The following is a 15,656-nucleotide window of genomic DNA, read 5'->3' as shown; positions in this document are numbered from 1 at the left end:
AGATGGAGAGCCCCATGCGCACAGTGGCCCACCGATTCCTCAGGGACGCGACCCGTGTCCTCCTCATCGCCTTCCTCCTCGGCGGCCTGGTCGTGGTGGCGGGCCAGACCTTCGCCCTCGCGGCGGGCGACCGGCACCTGATGGAACTCTTCGGCACCGACGTCACCGAGGCGGTGTGCGTCATCGCGGGGGCCGCGGGGATCTGCTCGTTCCTGCAGTTGTACGTGCGGGAGGATGCCCCCTCCTGAGCGCGGGTGAAAAGCTTCCGGTCCGCTGAGCGGAACGGTTTCCACTGAGCGGAACTACGGTGGCATACCGGCGCAAAGGGCGTGCACGGTGAGGGCCATGCCGGGTCGATCGGGCCCGGTGCTCCTCACCGTTACAGAAGGGTGTGCACGCATGAACACTCGCTTTCGAGCAGCCAGTGTCGCCACCGCCGTCATCGCGGCCATCGGGATCGCCACGGCGGCTTCGGCGTCGTCGGGTTCGGACAGCTCCGACGCTCCCAAGCCCAGGCCGCGGGCGATCAAGGCGCCGGTGGCGCAGGCCGGGACTCCGGTGTTCGGCACGGCGGTGCCGGTGGCTCCCAACGGCGGGCACGGGTACGCGACGGTGACCTGCCCCGGGGGCACGGCCCCGACGGGCGGCGGCGGTTCGACCAGCGGCTACGACATCTTCTTCACCGACTCGTTCGCCTCCGGCTCGGACTGGGTCATCCGCGGGACGAACACCGGTAGCACGGAACAGAACCTGACGGCCTTCGCGGTCTGCCAGTAGCCGCGAAGCGGGGGAACCACGCCCCCGCAGGACTCGCAGGACAGACCGGCCCCGGGGCGCGAGGGGGAGCAGGGCCGAACTCCCCTCCCCGCCCCGGGGTCTCACGCGTTGGGGGCCCTACCGACGGCGTCATCGCCGAACGCGGCGGCGAGCGCCCGCGCGATCAGGTCGGGCAGGTCGGTCCGCCCGTCGTCCTCGGCCCAGCGCACCAGGGCCGTGTGCAGGGCGGCCAGACAGGCGCTGGCCGCCGCCCGGACGCGGAACGCCGCGTCGGGATCGGCGGCGTCGGCCCCGAGGGCGTCGACGATCGCCTGCTGGAGGACGTACTGGTTGTCCAGGTGCTTGGCCCGCAGCGCGGGTGTCGAGATCATCAGCCGGAGGCGGGCGAGCAGGAACTGCTTGCCCGCCTCCGTGCCGTCTCCGGGGCCGTCTCCAGGGCCGTCTCCGTGGCCGCCGCCGGTCAGCGCCGCGGCCGAGTCGACGAGTGCGCCGCCGATGCGGCGGACCAGGGGCTGCGCGGCGGACGACGCGACGATCCGCTCGGCGACGAGCCGACCGTTCTGGTCGGCGAGGACCAGATCTTCCTTGGTGGGGAAGTGCCGGTACACGGTCATCGGCGACACGCCCGCCGCTTCGGCGACGTCGGTCACGGTCGTGGCGTCGTAGCCGCGCTCGCTGAACAGCCGTACGGCGTGCGCCTGGATCGTGCGCTGGGTCTCGGCTCGCCGCTGTGCTCGCAGCGTTGCGGGCCTGCCGGTCGAGCGCTGGCCGGTCGAGTGCTGATCAGTCGCGTGCTGGTCGGTTGAGTGCTGGTCGGGCATGTGGTAGACCCTACCGTAGTGATAGTGACTACCAGATTGATAGTCACTCGCATCCAGGGGTGGTGGACATGAGTGATCTGACCGGCAGGACAGCTCTTGTGACCGGGGCGTCGCGCGGTATCGGGCAGGCGGTCGCGACCCGGCTCGCGGCCCGAGGGGCCATGGTCATCGCGCACTTCGGTACGGACAAGGACGGCGCGACGGCCACGGTCGACGCGATCGAGCGTGCCGGTGGCAGCGCGTACGCCGTCGGCGCGGAGCTGGGCGTGGAGGGCGACGTCGAGACGCTGTTCGCCGGAGTCGAGGCCTGCCTGGCCGGGCGGCCGCTCGACATCCTCGTCAACAACGCGGCGGCCCCGCCCGCCGGGCCGCTCGGTGCCACGACACGGGCGGAGTTCGACCACCTCTTCGCGGTGAATGTACGAGCGCCGTACTTCATCATCCAGCGGGCCCTGCCCCTGCTGCGCGAAGGCGGCCGCATCGTCACGATCTCGTCCGTGGCGACCCGGATGGCCAACCCCGGCCAGACGTCCTTCGCCATGACGAAGGGCGCGATCGAGACGATGAGCAGGACCTTGGCCAACGAACTCGAACTCGGGGGCCGGGGCATCACGGTGAACGCGGTCGCCCCCGGCGCCACGCGGACGGCGACCAACGGCTCGGCCTTCGAAGCGCCGGGGCTCGCCGAGCTCATCGCGTCGACGACGGCGCTCGGCCGCCTCGGCGGGCCCGACGACGTCGCCGACGTCGTCGCGTTCCTCGCGTCCGACGCGGCGCGCTGGATCACCGGTCAGGTCATCGACGCGAGCGGAGGGTTGTTCCTCGGGCCGCGCGCATGACGGGCCGCGCGCCTGACACAGGACGGAGGCTCACACATCCCAGGGGCCCACATATGACCCCAGGGGCCCACACATAGCAAAGGCAAGGAGGTCACGCTCTCCTTGCCACTCTCAACTTATAGCGCACCGGGGGGCTTGCGGCAAGGCCCCCGTCGTCCCGCACAATCTCCCACCGAGGCCACTACCTGCGGAAATGGGAGTCACTAGGTGCGAGTGCTGTTGTCGACGTACGGATCGCGCGGGGACGTCGAACCCATGGTGGGGCTCGCGGTGCGGCTGCGGGAGCTCGGCGCGGAGGTGCGGATGTGCGCGCCGCCGGACGAGGAGTTCGCGCACCGCCTGGCCGGTGTCGATGTGCCGCTGGTGCCGGTCGGCCGGTCGGCGCGTGCGCTGACGACGGGTGCGCCGCGGCCGACGGCGGCGAACCTGTCCGAGCGCGCGGCCGAGTTGATCGCCGGCCAGTTCGACGCGGTGACGGCGGCAGCCGAGGGCTGCGACGTGCTGGTGGCGACCGGCATGATGCCCGCCGTGGCCGGGGCGCGGTCGGTGGCCGAGAAGCTGGGCATCCCCTCCGTGTCCGTGACCTTCCAGCAGCTCACGCTGCCGTCGCCGCACCACCCGCCGCTGGCGTATCCGGGCCGGCCGTTCCCGCCGGGGGTGACCGACAACGGGACGCTGTGGAAGCTGGACGCCCAGAGCATCAACGCGCTGTTCGGTGCGGCGCTCAACACCAACCGGGTGGCGCACGGCCTGCCGCCGGTGGACGACGTCCGCGACTACGTCATCGGCGACCGGCCGTGGCTGGCGACGGACCCGGTCCTGGACCCGTGGCTGGAGACCCCGGACTTCGACGTCGTACAGACCGGCGCGTGGACGCTGCCCGACGAGCGCCCGCTCCCGGCCGACCTGGAGGCGTTCCTCGAGGCCGGTGCGCCGCCGGTGTACGTGGGCTTCGGCAGCATGCCCCTGCACGCGTCGAAGGACGCCGCCCAGGTGGCCATCGAGTCGGTGCGGGCGCAGGGCCGCCGCGTCGTCCTCAGGCGCGGCTGGGCCGACCTGGCCCTGATCGACGACCGGGACGACTGCTTCGTCGTCGGCGAGGTCAACCAGCAGGCCCTGTTCGGCCGGGTGGCCGCCGTGGTGCATCACGGCGGCGCGGGCACCACGACCACGGCCGCCGGGGCCGGTGCGCCCCAGGTGGTGGTGCCCCAGGCCACGGACCAGCCGTACTGGGCCGGCCGCGTGTCCGACCTGGGCATCGGCGCGGCACACGACGGCCCGACCCCGACCTTCGCTTCCCTGTCGGCCGCGCTCAGGACGGCCCTGACCCCCGAGACCCGTGCACGGGCCATCGCCGTGGCCGACACGGTCCGCACCGACGGGGCGTCGGTGGCCGCACGGCTGCTGCTCGACACGGCCCCCCGCTGACAGCGGCCCACCACCACGTAACCACGTAACCACGCATGCCTTGCCGCACCACGGTCGCCCGCGACCTCAGATCGGAACTGATGCCATGAACCCCCTCACCACCAGCGCGTTCGACCTCCCCGACCGTCTCGCCGCCAAGGCCGAGCCGAAGCTGATCGCCGACGACGAGCAGCACTTCGCCGCCATAGCGGAGAGCCTTGAGCAGGCGATCTCCGAAGTGTCCGACCGCCTCGACGCCGAGCGCAGGGCGCCCGGCGGCACGGGCCGGGCGGCGATGGACCGGGACGCGGAGGTCCACCGCCTGACCGCGCGCCTGCGCGCACTGCGCCGCTTCGGTCTTGATCTGTGCCTCGGGCACATGGTCAGCGCGGACAGCGCCGAGCCGGTGTACGTCGGGCGGCTCGGCCTGACGGACAGCACGGGCCGACGGCTGCTCGTCGACTGGCGCTCCCCCGCGGCCGAGCCGTTCTTCGGCGCCACCCACGCCAACCCGATGGGGCTCGCGAGCCGCCGCAGGTACCGCTGGACCGACGGCCGGATCAGCGACTACTGGGACGAGGTGTTCACCGCGGACGGGTTCGACGGGCACGCCGCGCTCGACGACCAGTCCGCGTTCATCGCCAGCCTGGGCAGCAACAGGTCGCCGCGGATGCGCGATGTGCTCGGCACCATCCAGGCCGACCAGGACGCCATCATCCGCGCGGGATCCCGCGGCGCCCTCGTCGTCGACGGCGGCCCCGGCACGGGCAAGACCGTCGTCGCCCTGCACCGCTCCGCGTACCTGCTCTACTCCGACCCGCGTCTCGGTCACCGTCGCGGCGGCGTGCTGTTCGTCGGTCCGCACCGGCCCTACCTGGCCTACGTCGCCGACGTCCTGCCCAGCCTCGGAGAGGAGGGGGTGCAGACCTGCACCTTGCGGGACCTCGTCGCCGAGGGAGCCGCGGCAGCGGTCGAGGCCGACCCGGAGGTGGCCCGCCTGAAGTCGTCCGCGGGTCTGGTGCAGGCGATCGAGAAAGCCGTCGCGTTCTACGAGGAGCCGCCCGGCAAGGGGATGACGGTCACGACCCCGTGGTCCGACATCCGGCTGAGCGCCGGCGACTGGGCCGTGGCGTTCTCAGCGGCGGAGCCGGGCACGCCGCACAACGAGGCGCGCGACCAGGTCTGGGAGGAACTGCTCTCGATCCTGGTGGACAAGCACGACGGCGACGACGTCGCACCCGACCTGCTCCGCAAGTCGCTGCGGCAGGACAGGGAGCTGCTCACGGCCTTCAACCGCGCGTGGCCCCTGCTCGAAGCGGCCGACCTCGTGGGAGACCTGTGGTCGGTGCCCGCCTACCTGCGGATGTGCGCTCCCTGGCTCGGCCCCGACGAGGTGCGCAGGCTCCAGCGCGCGCAGGCCCAGGCGTGGACGGTGTCCGACCTGCCGCTCCTGGACGCGGCGCGGCAGCGGCTCGGCGACCCGGAGGCGGCCCGGCGCAAGCGCAGGCAGGAGGCCACGCTCGCCGCCCAGCGCGAACGCATGGCGCAGGTCGTCGACAACCTCATCGAGGCCGCGTCCACCTCCGGCGCCGACGGTGACGACGGCGAAGGTCTGGTGACGATGTTGCGCGGCGCGGACGCCCAGGTCAGCCTGGTCGACGAGTCCGAACTGGTCACCGCGGACCCGGACCTGCTCGCCGGTCCGTTCGCGCACATCGTCGTGGACGAGGCGCAGGAACTGACCGACGCGGAGTGGCAGATGCTGCTGCTCCGCTGCCCGTCCCGGAGCTTCACCATCGTCGGGGACCGCGCCCAGGCCAGGCACGGGTTCACGGAGTCGTGGCAGGAGCGGCTCGAACGGATCGGTCTCGACCGGGTCGAGCTGGCGTCCCTGAGCGTCAACTACCGCACGCCGGAAGAGGTCATGGCGGAGGCGGAGCCGGTCATCCGGGCCGCGCTCCCGGACGCCAACGTCCCGACGTCCATCCGCAGCAACGGCGTCCCTGTCACCCACGGATCCGCCTCCGACCTGGACTCGGTCCTCGACGCCTGGCTCGCCGCCCACGCCGACGGGATCGCCTGCGTCATCGGCGACCCCACGTTCCGTACGACGCCCCGCGTCCGCTCCCTGACCCCCGAGCTGTCGAAGGGCCTCGAATTCGACCTGGTCGTCCTCGTCGACCCGGACGGCTTCGGCGACGGCGTCGAAGGGGCGGTCGACCGCTATGTCGCGATGACCCGGGCGACGCAGCAACTCGTCATCCTCACGAGTTCCTGACGGCGGCGGGACGCCGCGTCCGCTCCCCGCCGGGCCGGTGGTTGACCTTCACCTTGGGGAAACGCCCAGCATCGGTGGGGCCGGGCGGTGTGCTCGGCATGAGGAGGAGTGAGCATGGGGTTGCTGACCATCGGGGCGTTCGCGAAGGCGTCCCGTCTGTCGCCGAAAGCGCTGCGTCTCTACGACGAGCTCGGCCTGCTGCCCCCTGCTCGCACCGACCCGGTGACCGGCTACCGCTTCTACGCCCCGGAACAGCTGGACCAGGCCCGACTGGTCGCCTGGCTCCGCCGTCTCGGGATGCCCCTCGCCCGCATCCAGCACGTCTGCACGCTGGATGCGGGCCCGGCGGCCCAGGAGGTGCGCGCGTTCTGGGCCCAGGTCGAGGCCGACACCGCCGCGCGGCGGGAGCTGGCCACCTTCCTCATCGACCACCTGTCCTGGAAGGACCCCGCCATGTCCCCGACCGCCACGCCCCTCGGCATCCGATACGCCGCTCTGTCGGACACGGGCCTTGTCCGCGAGAGCAATCAGGACACCGCCTACGCGGGTTCCCGCCTGCTCGCCGTCGCCGACGGCTACGGCCGCCAGGGAGCCCCCGCGAGTGCGGCCGCCGTCGACGCGCTCAAGCACCTCGAAAGCGACCGCATCCCGGCGGGCAACCTCCTCAACGTCCTCGAAGACGCCATCGACCAGGCCGCGCAGGCCGTCCACGGCGTCGCAGGGACCGGTTCATCCCCCGATGAGGCCGGCACGACACTGACCGCGATGCTCTGGACCGGATCGCAGCTCGCCCTCGTCCACATCGGCGACTCCCGCGTCCACCTCCTGCGCGGCCACCAGCTGTTCCAGATCACCCACGACCACACCCTGGTGCAGTCGATGGTCGACGAAGGGCGCCTCACCCCGGAGGAAGCCGCCTCCCACCCCCAACGCTCGCTGCTGATACGCGCCCTGGGCCACGGAGCCGACGCCACCCCCGACATGCGCCTCCAGGACGCACACCCCGGAGACCGCTACCTGCTCTGCTCCGACGGCCTGTCGACCGTCGTCCCGACCGAGGAGATCCACCGGGTCCTCTCCGAGACCCCGACCCCGGAGCGCGCGGTCCACGAACTCGTCACCCTCGCCAACGCGTCGGGCGGCCCCGACAACGTCAGCTGCGTGGTCGCCGACGTCGTGACCGACGCCCCTCCCCACTCGGCTCGTTGACCATGTTGCCAAGGTTTGGGTCGCACGATGTTCACCTGGACGTGCGGCTGGCGTAAGCCGGGCTGACTAGTCCTGAGCCAGGGGCACTTACGTCGCTTGCGCGCCAAGCGCTCCCCTTGTCCCCGTTGAGCTCACACGTGGTGAACTCACACGTGCTTCTTGGAGGTTGCGTCATGTCCTCTCGTCCCACCAGCCGCCGGGTGTTACGTGCCGTGTCCGCGCTGACGCTGGCCGTCGGTGCGGGGGTTGGCCTTCCGGCCGGCCTGGCGTCCACGGCCACCGCCGCGGTGCCGTCGGCCACCGCTGTTGTCAGCGACAACGGCCGTCAGGTCGTGTACACCGCCGCCTTCGGGCAGACCAACAAGGTGGCCGTCACCCAGTCGTTCACCGCCGACGGCTCCCGGGACATCGCCTACGTCATCGACGACGTCGTCCCGGTCCGCGCGGGCCGCGGCTGCGTCCACCCCGACGGGGCGGACCGCACCAAGGTCGCGTGCACGGCCGACGCCGTGGACAGCCAGGACCCGTACGCCACCCTGAGCATGGACGTCGGCGACCGCGACGACACCGTCGCCTTCCACAACGCCACCGACCAGGCCTACTACACCAACTCCCTCTTCCTGGGCCCCGGCAAGGACACCCTGAACGACACCGGCAGCGTCGACGGCAACTTCGTCCGGGGCGACGCGGGCAACGACACCCTGACCGTGGGCGCGGCGGCGACGGCCTTCGGCGGTGACGGCGCGGACACCATCCGCGCCGACGGCGACGCCACCGTCGCGGACGGCGGAAAGGGCAACGACGTGATCCGCGGCGGCGCGGGCGACCAGCAGCTGTACGGCGACGACGGCGCCGACAAGCTCTACGGCGGTTCCGGCAGCGACTTGCTGTACGGCGGCAAGGGCAACGACGTGCTGTACGGCAACGCCGGTATCGACCAGCTGTACGGCAACAGCGGCGACGACAAGCTGTACGGCGGGGCGGGCAGGGACACGCTCTCCGGCGGTCCCGGCCGGGACGTCGTCCGCCAGGACTGACGGCTGCTCCTCGGCCCGGGGAACCGCGCGGTTCTCCGGGCTCCGGCCGTCACCCCGCGACGGCCGTCACTCGGCGGGTGCATGCCCTCCGCGCCGCAGTTCCCGGAAGAACCGCCTGATGTCGCCGACGAGCAGCTCCGGCTGTTCCATGGCGGCGAAGTGTCCGCCGCGGTCGTACGTCGTCCACTGCACGATGTTGTTCGTGCGCTCCGCGATGTGGCGCAGCGGAATGAAGTTGTCCCGCGGGAAGTCGGCGAGGGCGGTCGGCGCCTTTGACGGCTCGGGCGGTGTGCCCCAGTAGTCGGCGTGTGCCCGCTCGTAGTAGACGCGGGCGGAGGAGCCCGCGGTGCCGGTCAGCCAGTACAGCATCACGTTGGTGAGCATCAGGTCGCGGTCGACGGCGTCCTCGGGGCGGTCGCGGGAGTCGGTCCATTCCTTGAACTTCTCGGCGATCCAGGCGAGTTGACCCACCGGTGAGTCGGTGAGGCCGTAGGCGAGGGTCGCGGGCCGGGTCGACTGGAGGTCCGCGTAGCCCTGCCGCTCCCGGCGCCATGTGCGCATGCGCTGCCAGGAGGCCAGCGTGCGTTCGCGTTCGGCGGGGTCGAGCGCGTCCAGGTCGTCCGCGCTCGGCTCGTGTGTCTGGGCCGAGTCCGGCAGCAGGTTCAGGTGTACGCCGATGACGCGGTCGGGCCGGGTCCGGCCGAGTTCGCGGGAGATGGCCGCGCCCCAGTCGCCTCCCTGGACCCCGTACCGCGCGTATCCCAGGCCGTCCATCAGCGCGGCGAAGGCGGCGGCGACCCGCTTGAACTCCCAGCCCGTGTCACGCGTGGGGCCGGAGAGGCCGAACCCGGGGATGCTCGGGAGGATGAGGTGGAAGGCGTCGGCGGGGTCGCCGCCGTGGGCGCGCGGGTCGGTGAGCGGGCCCGCCACGTCGGTGAACTCCACGATCGAGCCGGGCCAGCCGTGCGTCATGAGCAGCGGGGTCGCGTCCGGTTCCGGCGACCGGATGTGGGCGAAGTGGACGTTCGCGCCGTCGATCGTGGTGGTGAACTGCGGCCACAGGTTCAGCCGTGCCTCGGCGGCCCGCCAGTCGTACGCGTGCCGCCAGTGGCTCACGAGCTCCTTCAGATAGCCGAGGGGAACGCCGTACGCCCACCCCACCCCCGGCAGCTCGTCCGGCCAGCGGGTCCGGTCGAGCCGCAGGTGGAGGTCGTCGAGGTCGTCCTGCCCGATGTCGAGCCGGAAGGGGTCGATACGCAAGGGGTCGATGGGGAGGGGGTGCGCGTCCGCGCCGGCCGGTGTCGTCATGGGGGCAGATGCTACGTAGGTGTGTGCCCCGGGCATCGAGCCGCGGTGCGGACTACGTCTCGCCCGCACCCCGAGAGCTCCGGAGGCGCCGGAGCGCTTCGAGCTCGGACCGCGGGAAGTACTCATTCCAGCGTCCAGCTCATGCGCATGCCGACCATCATGCCCGTCACTCCGACAGGAGAGACGGGAGAGGTGAAACCGTCTCGATGATGCGAACGGGCAGTAGACGGAAAGGGGACGCCACTCGTCGCCGTGGCGGCCAAGGCACCGCATTCGGCCTAACACACCCGGCCCGCGCCGGGTGGCGCCGACCGGAGAGCTCCGGGACAGGGCACGACGTGACGTTCCCGCGTCGGAAATCCGTCAACGCCGCGACGCAGGGGGTTTTCGCTCCCTACCTCTGTCCACGCGGCGACTGAATACTCGTCGCACCCAACGCCCCGTCCCCGAGGAGCATCGCATGAACCAGCACCCGATCCTTGTCCTGGATCCCACCGGCCGTGACCGCGACGGTGAGAACGCCACGCTGCGCGCCCGTGGTCCCGTCTCCCGCGTCGACGTCCTGGGGGTGGAGGCGTGGGCGGTCACCGATCCCGCCCTGTTGAAACGGCTCCTGACAGATCCGCGGGTGTCCAAGGATCCGCGGCAGCACTGGCCACGGTTCCCCGAGGAGATCGTCGGGCGGTGGCCGCTGGCCCTGTGGGTGGCCGTGGACAACATGTTCACCGCGTTCGGCGGCGACCACCGGCGGCTGCGCCGTCTGGTCAGCCCGGCCTTCACCCCGCGCCGGATCGCCGCCCTCGTGCCCCGCGTCGAGCAGCTGACCGACAGCCTGCTCGACGGCCTGGCCGCCGCCTCCGACGGCGAACCGACGGACCTGCGCGACGACTTCGCGTACCCCTTGCCCATCTGCGTCATCAGCGACCTCATGGGGCTGCCCCAGGACGCGAGGGCCGCCTTCCGGTCCCTGGTCGACGGCGTCTTCGACACCACGCTCGACGCCGATGAGGCCATCGCCAACACCGAGGGCCTGTACGCGATCCTGTCCGGCGTGGTCGCCACCAAGCGCGCCCGGCCCGGCGACGACATGACGTCCGTCCTCATCGCCACCCGCGACGAGCAGGACGGCACCGCGCTCACCGAGCAGGAACTCCTCGACACCCTGCTGCTCGTGATCGGCGCGGGCTACGAGACCACCGTCAACCTCATCGACCAGAGCGTCACGGCCCTGCTCACCCACCCCGACCAGCTCGCCCGCGCCCAGTCGGGCGCGGTCGCCTGGAACGACGTCGTCGAGGAGACCCTGCGCTACGAGGCGCCGGTCGCCCATGTCCCGATGCGTTACGCGGTCGAGGACATCGCGCTCCCCCACGGCCTGGTCATCCGCAAGGGCGAGGCGATCCTCGCCTCCTACGCGGCCGCCGGGCGCGACCAGGACCTCTACGGCCCCACCGCCGACGCCTTCGACGTGCACCGCCTCGACAAGAGCCATCTCGCCTTCGGCCACGGCGTCCACGTCTGCCTCGGCGCCGCCCTGGCCCGGCTCGAGGCCGAGATCGCGCTGCGCGGCCTCTTCACGCGCTTCCCGCACATGAAGCTCGCCGTCCCCGCGTCGGCGCTGCACCCCACCGCCTCGTTCATCTCCAACGGACACCGCGAGCTCCCCGTCGTCCTCGGCCCCGACACCGCGCCCGGCCGAGAGCAAAACTGACTGGCTCCGCGCCCGAAGCCCTGGTTACGTTCGGCCGCATGGCTGACGAGATCTTCGGGCACCCACGGCTCGCCGCGCTCTACGACGTGCTCGACCCCGACCGCGGCGATCTCGACGCGTACGTCCGCATGGCGCGGGAGTTCGGGGCGCGACGCGTCCTGGACATCGGCTGCGGGACCGGGGTGTTCGCGCTGCTGCTCGCCGCCGACGGGGTCGAGGTCGTCGGTGTCGATCCCGCCGGGGCGTCCCTGGAGGTGGCGCGGGGCAAGCCGGGCGGCGAACGGGTGCGGTGGATCCACGGGGACGCGACGGCGCTGCCGCCGCTGCGGGTCGATCTCGCGACCATGACGGCGAACGTTGCCCAGGCGATCGTCGGTCCCCAGCAGTGGCGCGGCACCCTGCGCGGCGCCCACGACGCCCTGCGGCCCGGCGGGCGCCTGGTGTTCGAGACCCGCGATCCGGCCCGGCGCGCCTGGGAGGAGTGGCGCCGCGAGGCGTCGTACGCGGTGACGGAGATCCCGGGCGTCGGCGCGGTCGAGAGCTGGGTGGAGCTGGTCGAGGTGAGTGAGCCGCTGGTGACGTTCCGCTGGACGTATGTGTTCGCCGCGGACGGGCAGGTGCTCACGTCGGATTCGACGCTGCGCTTCCGTGAGCGCGAGGAGGTCGCGGCGGACCTCGCCGCGCAGGGGTTCGTGGTGGAGGGCGTGCGGGACGCGCCGGACCGGCCGGGCCGGGAGTTCGTCTTCGTCGCGCGCCGCCCGCAGGAGGGCTGAATCCTTGTCGGTTCCCCTCCCTACAGGTGCCGGGCGAAGAACGACCGTACGTGGCGTCGCACCGCGGGCACCGACACGGTCGGGTCGACCGTGCCGACCAGGGCGCGCCGGGCGTCGGCCGTCATGAGCCCGGCGCGCTGCAACTGGGGTGCCATCGCCGCGTAGTCGGTGAACACCCAGTGTCGGGCGTGGTCGATCCGCCGGCGGCGGGTGCGCCCGTGGGGGTGGGCGAGCATGGCCTGCCACGAGTGTTCCAGCTCCTTGGCCGCCGTCTCCTGGCCGATGAATCCGTCGGTGCCGAGGAGGAGCAGCGGCCGGTCCACTCCGTGGCGGGCGACGGGGTACAGCTCCCCCGGCCGGCCGGGTCGCTCCGGCGGTCGGCCCAGATGGCCCTCCAGGTTGGCCGCGGCGGCGATGCGGTGGTCTTCGTACAGCGCTTGCGCCACGGCGGTGCCTCCGGCCGAGTGTCCGTAGGCGCCCACCCGCCGCAGGTCCAGGGCCCGGCCCAGGTGTTCCGGCAGTGCGCGTCCCACCGCGTCGGGGTTGCGCCCGGCTGCCAGGACCGCCAGTTGGTCGAGGACGAAGCGCAGGTCCGCGATCCGGGATCTGATCATGGTGCGGAAGCGTCGTGGGTCCTTGCGGGGGTCGTCGCGGAAGACCGTGACGCGGTAGGGCTTCGCCCGGTACGCGGTGGTGTTCGGGAACTCGACGGCGCTGGCGTCGCCGGGGTGGTCGACGGTCACGACCACGTGACCGTGGCTCGCCAGGTCCTCGGCGAGCCCGGTGCCGAGGGTGCGCGGGTCGCCGCCGCCCGGGCTGTACAGGAGCACCGGGCGGCGTAGGGGCTGCGCGGGCGCGTCCGTGTGCGCGTGGGAGAGGGTGGCGGCCCAGTTCACACCGGACGGGGGCAGCCCGTGCAGGGGGACGTCGATGGCGTGGAACAGCGCCGCGGCGCTCGCGGTCAGCTGTGGCGCGACCGGGTGGCCGTGGACGGTTCGGGCCGGATAGAACACCGTGGTCACGACCTCCCGCACGGGGATCGTGCGATCCCACGGGTCGTGCCGGGAGCGGTCGACCAGGTAGAGGGTGGTGACCCCGACGCGGTGCGGTCCTGTCGGCGCGGGCAGCCGTACGGTGACGCCGTCGCCGGGCGGCGTCGTGGCCCGTGCGCTGCCGCTGCCCGCGATGAGCAGGGACCCGGCCGCCAGCGCGGCGTACTTGACGACGCTGCGGCGGTCCGTGCTGAAGGTGTGGGGAGGAGTTGACATGCTGGGCATGCTGTCGTCCGGCGGGCAGGCCGGGCGAGGGTTGAGGCCTGGTCCGAAACGATGGCGGGGTGCCGCCGGGGAGAGTAGTGATACGGATCCACTTCACGGCCGCCGACTTCGCCCGGGTCCGGTTCGCGCCTCGGCCTGCGCCGTTGCAGGAGCTGAACGTGGCCCTGATGACGCTGTGCCGCCCGGACGACGCGCTGCTGTTCGGGCGGTGGCGGCAGCGGCTGCTGCGGTCCCTGCCGGCCGCGGCGGAGCCGTTCGCGGACCTGGTGCCCGGCGCGCAGGCACCCCGGTTCATCGATGTGTTCAGCGCCGACCTGGCGGAAGGCCTGGACGCGGTGCGTGCCGCTGCCCCGGCCCTGGTCCGCTCCGAGATCGAGCGGGTCTACGCCGGGCACCCCGCCCCGCCTCCGCCGTGGCTGCGCCGCCTGCACCGGGGTGACGCCGATGCGTGGCGCGTCCTGCGCCGCGCGCAGCAGGCGGCCTTCGAGGCGGCGCTGCGCCCGGTCTGGCCGCTGGTCCAGGATCTGCACCAGGCGGAATTCACCCGCTACGCCGTGACCGTGGCCGAACACGGCACGGCCGCCGCACTCACCGCGCTGCTTCCGGGAAGCCGACTGCGCGAGGACATCTGGGAGTTCGAGGCACCCCGCGACGGGGATCTCGTGCTTGGCGGGCGTGGTCTGGTGCTCCAGCCCACGTTCCACTGGACCGGCCACCCCCTCGTCGCGGACCTTCCCGACAGCCCCGCGTTCCTGACGTACCCGGCCGGTACGGGCCTGCCGCCCGCACCCGACGCGGCGGCGGGCGGCGCGGACGACGCGCTGGCCCGCGTGCTCGGCAGGACCCGCCTGGACATCCTGCTGCTGCTCGCCGACGAGCACACCACCAGCGGTCTCGCCCGCCGACTCGGCATCAGCAACGCCACCGTCTCCGCCCACACCGCCGCGCTGCGCGGCGGCGGCCTGATCTCCACGGTCCGCGCCGGGCGGGCGGTGCTGCACCGGCGTACCGCGCTGGGGAGCCTGCTGCTGCGGCGGCACGACGGGGGTACGTTTTCGCGCCCGCCGCATGGATCATGACCGGGTGACCCGCATACTGGCGCGAAGCGACCTGCACGCCGTGCTCGATCCCGCCTCCTGCATCGCCGCGCTGAGCGACGGCTTCCGCAGCGCGGCGTCCGAGGTGGCGGGGCAACGGGTGCGGACCGACCTGCCGTTCCCGGGTACGGCCACGGCGCTCATCCCCGGAGTGCTGCCCGGCGTCGAGGCGTACACGGTGAAGGTCAACGCCAAGTTCCCCGGAGCACGGCCGGCTCTGCGCGGAGTGATCTGTCTGCACAGCGGCCGGGACGGCGAGCTCCTGGCCCTGCTGGACTCCGCCACTGTCACGGCGTGGCGCACGGGTCTTGCCGCGGCGCTCGGCACGCACCTCCTCGCCGTCCCCTCCCCCGCGGGCGACGCGGTGCTCGGGGTGATCGGGGCGGGCGCGCAGGCCGAGCTGATGGTGCGCGGCCTGCGCACCCTGCGGCGCCACCGTGAACTCGTCGTCCATGACACGGATCCCGACCGCGCCGCCGACTTCGCGTCCCGCCACGGCGGCCGCGCACTGCCGTCCGCGCGGGCGGTCGCCTCGGCGGCCGACACCGTCCTGTTGGCCACCTGGGCCCGCACCCCCCTGCTCCGCCGCGCGGACACCCGGCCCGGCCAGCACTTCACCAGCCTGGGAGCCGATGAGCCGGGCAAGCAGGAGCTGGCCGCCGACCTCCTCGCCTCCGCGCTGCTCGTCGTCGACGACCGGGAACTGGCCGCGGACATGGGCGCCCTGGCGGCAGCCCACCTCCCGGCCTCAGCCGCCGATGCCACCCTCGGAGACGTCCTGCGCGGCGACCATCCGGGGCGCACCAGCGCCGAGGCCCGCTCCGTCTACGCTCCCGTGGGCCTCCCCTGGCAGGACCTCGCCCTGGCCTGGGCCGCCTATCGGCAGGCGGAGCGGCTCGGCATCGGGCAACGGATCGACCTGCTTGCCTGACGCTCCGTCACGACGCGGGGGCGCGAGGGTGAAGCCGAGGTCGGCCTGCATCCCGTTGCCGTGCGGACACACCGCCACGTCGCCGATCAAGCCCGGGGCGGTCCTGCGCTCGATCACGTACTGGAACCAGCCGGGCCGCCCGGGATCACCCGCGGCGCAGGTGAAGACGGGGCGTCTCAAAAAGCATGGGC

The 15,656-nt window shown here is 72.6% G+C and carries 14 protein-coding genes; 11 read left to right on the top strand and 3 right to left on the bottom strand.

The window, feature by feature from the left end; all coding sequences use genetic code 11:
- Window positions 1-14 precede the first annotated feature (14 nt).
- Window positions 15-248, top strand: coding sequence for a hypothetical protein (locus ACFWZ5_RS03860; protein WP_384786536.1), 234 nt, complete (start codon window positions 15-17; stop codon window positions 246-248).
- 151 nt (window positions 249-399) lie between these two features.
- Window positions 400-777, top strand: coding sequence for a hypothetical protein (locus tag ACFWZ5_RS03855; RefSeq protein WP_384786533.1), 378 nt, complete (start codon window positions 400-402; stop codon window positions 775-777).
- 101 nt (window positions 778-878) lie between these two features.
- On the opposite strand, the gene ACFWZ5_RS03850 is transcribed toward ACFWZ5_RS03855, so the two are convergent.
- Window positions 879-1,598, bottom strand: coding sequence for a helix-turn-helix domain-containing protein (locus ACFWZ5_RS03850; RefSeq protein ID WP_384786530.1), 720 nt, complete (start codon window positions 1,596-1,598; stop codon window positions 879-881).
- 68 nt (window positions 1,599-1,666) lie between these two features.
- On the opposite strand from ACFWZ5_RS03850, the gene ACFWZ5_RS03845 reads away from it, so the two are divergent.
- The 5 genes from ACFWZ5_RS03845 to ACFWZ5_RS03825 all read left to right on the top strand — a co-directional run bounded on the left by ACFWZ5_RS03845 (window position 1,667) and on the right by ACFWZ5_RS03825 (window position 8,368).
- Window positions 1,667-2,437 carry an SDR family NAD(P)-dependent oxidoreductase gene (locus ACFWZ5_RS03845; RefSeq protein ID WP_384786528.1) on the top strand — a complete coding sequence of 257 codons (771 nt, stop codon included), beginning with the start codon at window positions 1,667-1,669 and terminating at the stop codon, window positions 2,435-2,437.
- A gap of 213 nt (window positions 2,438-2,650) precedes the next feature.
- Window positions 2,651-3,865, top strand: a complete 1,215-nt coding sequence (locus tag ACFWZ5_RS03840) for a glycosyltransferase (RefSeq protein ID WP_384786681.1) — start codon at window positions 2,651-2,653, stop codon at window positions 3,863-3,865.
- 85 nt (window positions 3,866-3,950) lie between these two features.
- Complete coding sequence (gene helR / locus ACFWZ5_RS03835; protein ID WP_384786525.1) at window positions 3,951-6,122, top strand: RNA polymerase recycling motor ATPase HelR; 2,172 nt, start codon at window positions 3,951-3,953, stop codon at window positions 6,120-6,122.
- Window positions 6,123-6,236: 114 nt separating this feature from the next.
- Window positions 6,237-7,331 carry a MerR family transcriptional regulator gene (locus tag ACFWZ5_RS03830; protein ID WP_384786522.1) on the top strand — a complete coding sequence of 365 codons (1,095 nt, stop codon included), beginning with the start codon at window positions 6,237-6,239 and terminating at the stop codon, window positions 7,329-7,331.
- Between the two features lie 173 nt (window positions 7,332-7,504).
- Window positions 7,505-8,368, top strand: a complete 864-nt coding sequence (locus tag ACFWZ5_RS03825) for a calcium-binding protein (protein ID WP_384786520.1) — start codon at window positions 7,505-7,507, stop codon at window positions 8,366-8,368.
- A 66-nt stretch (window positions 8,369-8,434) separates the two neighbouring features.
- Here the strand turns inward: ACFWZ5_RS03825 and ACFWZ5_RS03820 are convergent, their stop codons facing one another.
- Window positions 8,435-9,676, bottom strand: coding sequence for an epoxide hydrolase family protein (locus ACFWZ5_RS03820; RefSeq protein WP_384786517.1), 1,242 nt, complete (start codon window positions 9,674-9,676; stop codon window positions 8,435-8,437).
- Window positions 9,677-10,136: 460 nt separating this feature from the next.
- Here ACFWZ5_RS03820 and ACFWZ5_RS03815 point away from each other — a divergent pair, with 460 nt between their 5' ends.
- Window positions 10,137-11,387 (top strand): cytochrome P450, encoded by a 1,251-nt coding sequence (locus ACFWZ5_RS03815; protein ID WP_384786514.1) that lies wholly within the window; start codon window positions 10,137-10,139, stop codon window positions 11,385-11,387.
- A gap of 38 nt (window positions 11,388-11,425) precedes the next feature.
- Window positions 11,426-12,160 (top strand): class I SAM-dependent methyltransferase, encoded by a 735-nt coding sequence (locus tag ACFWZ5_RS03810; protein ID WP_384786511.1) that lies wholly within the window; start codon window positions 11,426-11,428, stop codon window positions 12,158-12,160.
- A gap of 20 nt (window positions 12,161-12,180) precedes the next feature.
- On the opposite strand, the gene ACFWZ5_RS03805 is transcribed toward ACFWZ5_RS03810, so the two are convergent.
- Complete coding sequence (locus ACFWZ5_RS03805) at window positions 12,181-13,428, bottom strand: alpha/beta hydrolase (RefSeq protein WP_384786508.1); 1,248 nt, start codon at window positions 13,426-13,428, stop codon at window positions 12,181-12,183.
- Window positions 13,429-13,514: 86 nt separating this feature from the next.
- Here ACFWZ5_RS03805 and ACFWZ5_RS03800 point away from each other — a divergent pair, with 86 nt between their 5' ends.
- Together ACFWZ5_RS03800 and ACFWZ5_RS03795 are read left to right on the top strand one after the other, a co-directional pair.
- Window positions 13,515-14,516, top strand: coding sequence for an ArsR/SmtB family transcription factor (locus ACFWZ5_RS03800; protein WP_384786506.1), 1,002 nt, complete (start codon window positions 13,515-13,517; stop codon window positions 14,514-14,516).
- A 4-nt stretch (window positions 14,517-14,520) separates the two neighbouring features.
- Window positions 14,521-15,465 (top strand): ornithine cyclodeaminase family protein, encoded by a 945-nt coding sequence (locus ACFWZ5_RS03795; RefSeq protein WP_384786503.1) that lies wholly within the window; start codon window positions 14,521-14,523, stop codon window positions 15,463-15,465.
- Window positions 15,466-15,656 lie beyond the last annotated feature (191 nt).

The organism is Streptomyces sp. NPDC059003, from assembly GCF_042740445.1.
Classification (GTDB): domain Bacteria; phylum Actinomycetota; class Actinomycetes; order Streptomycetales; family Streptomycetaceae; genus Streptomyces.
The sequence above is the reverse complement of the archived record's forward strand: the minus strand, read 5'-3'. Positions and strand labels throughout refer to the sequence as shown.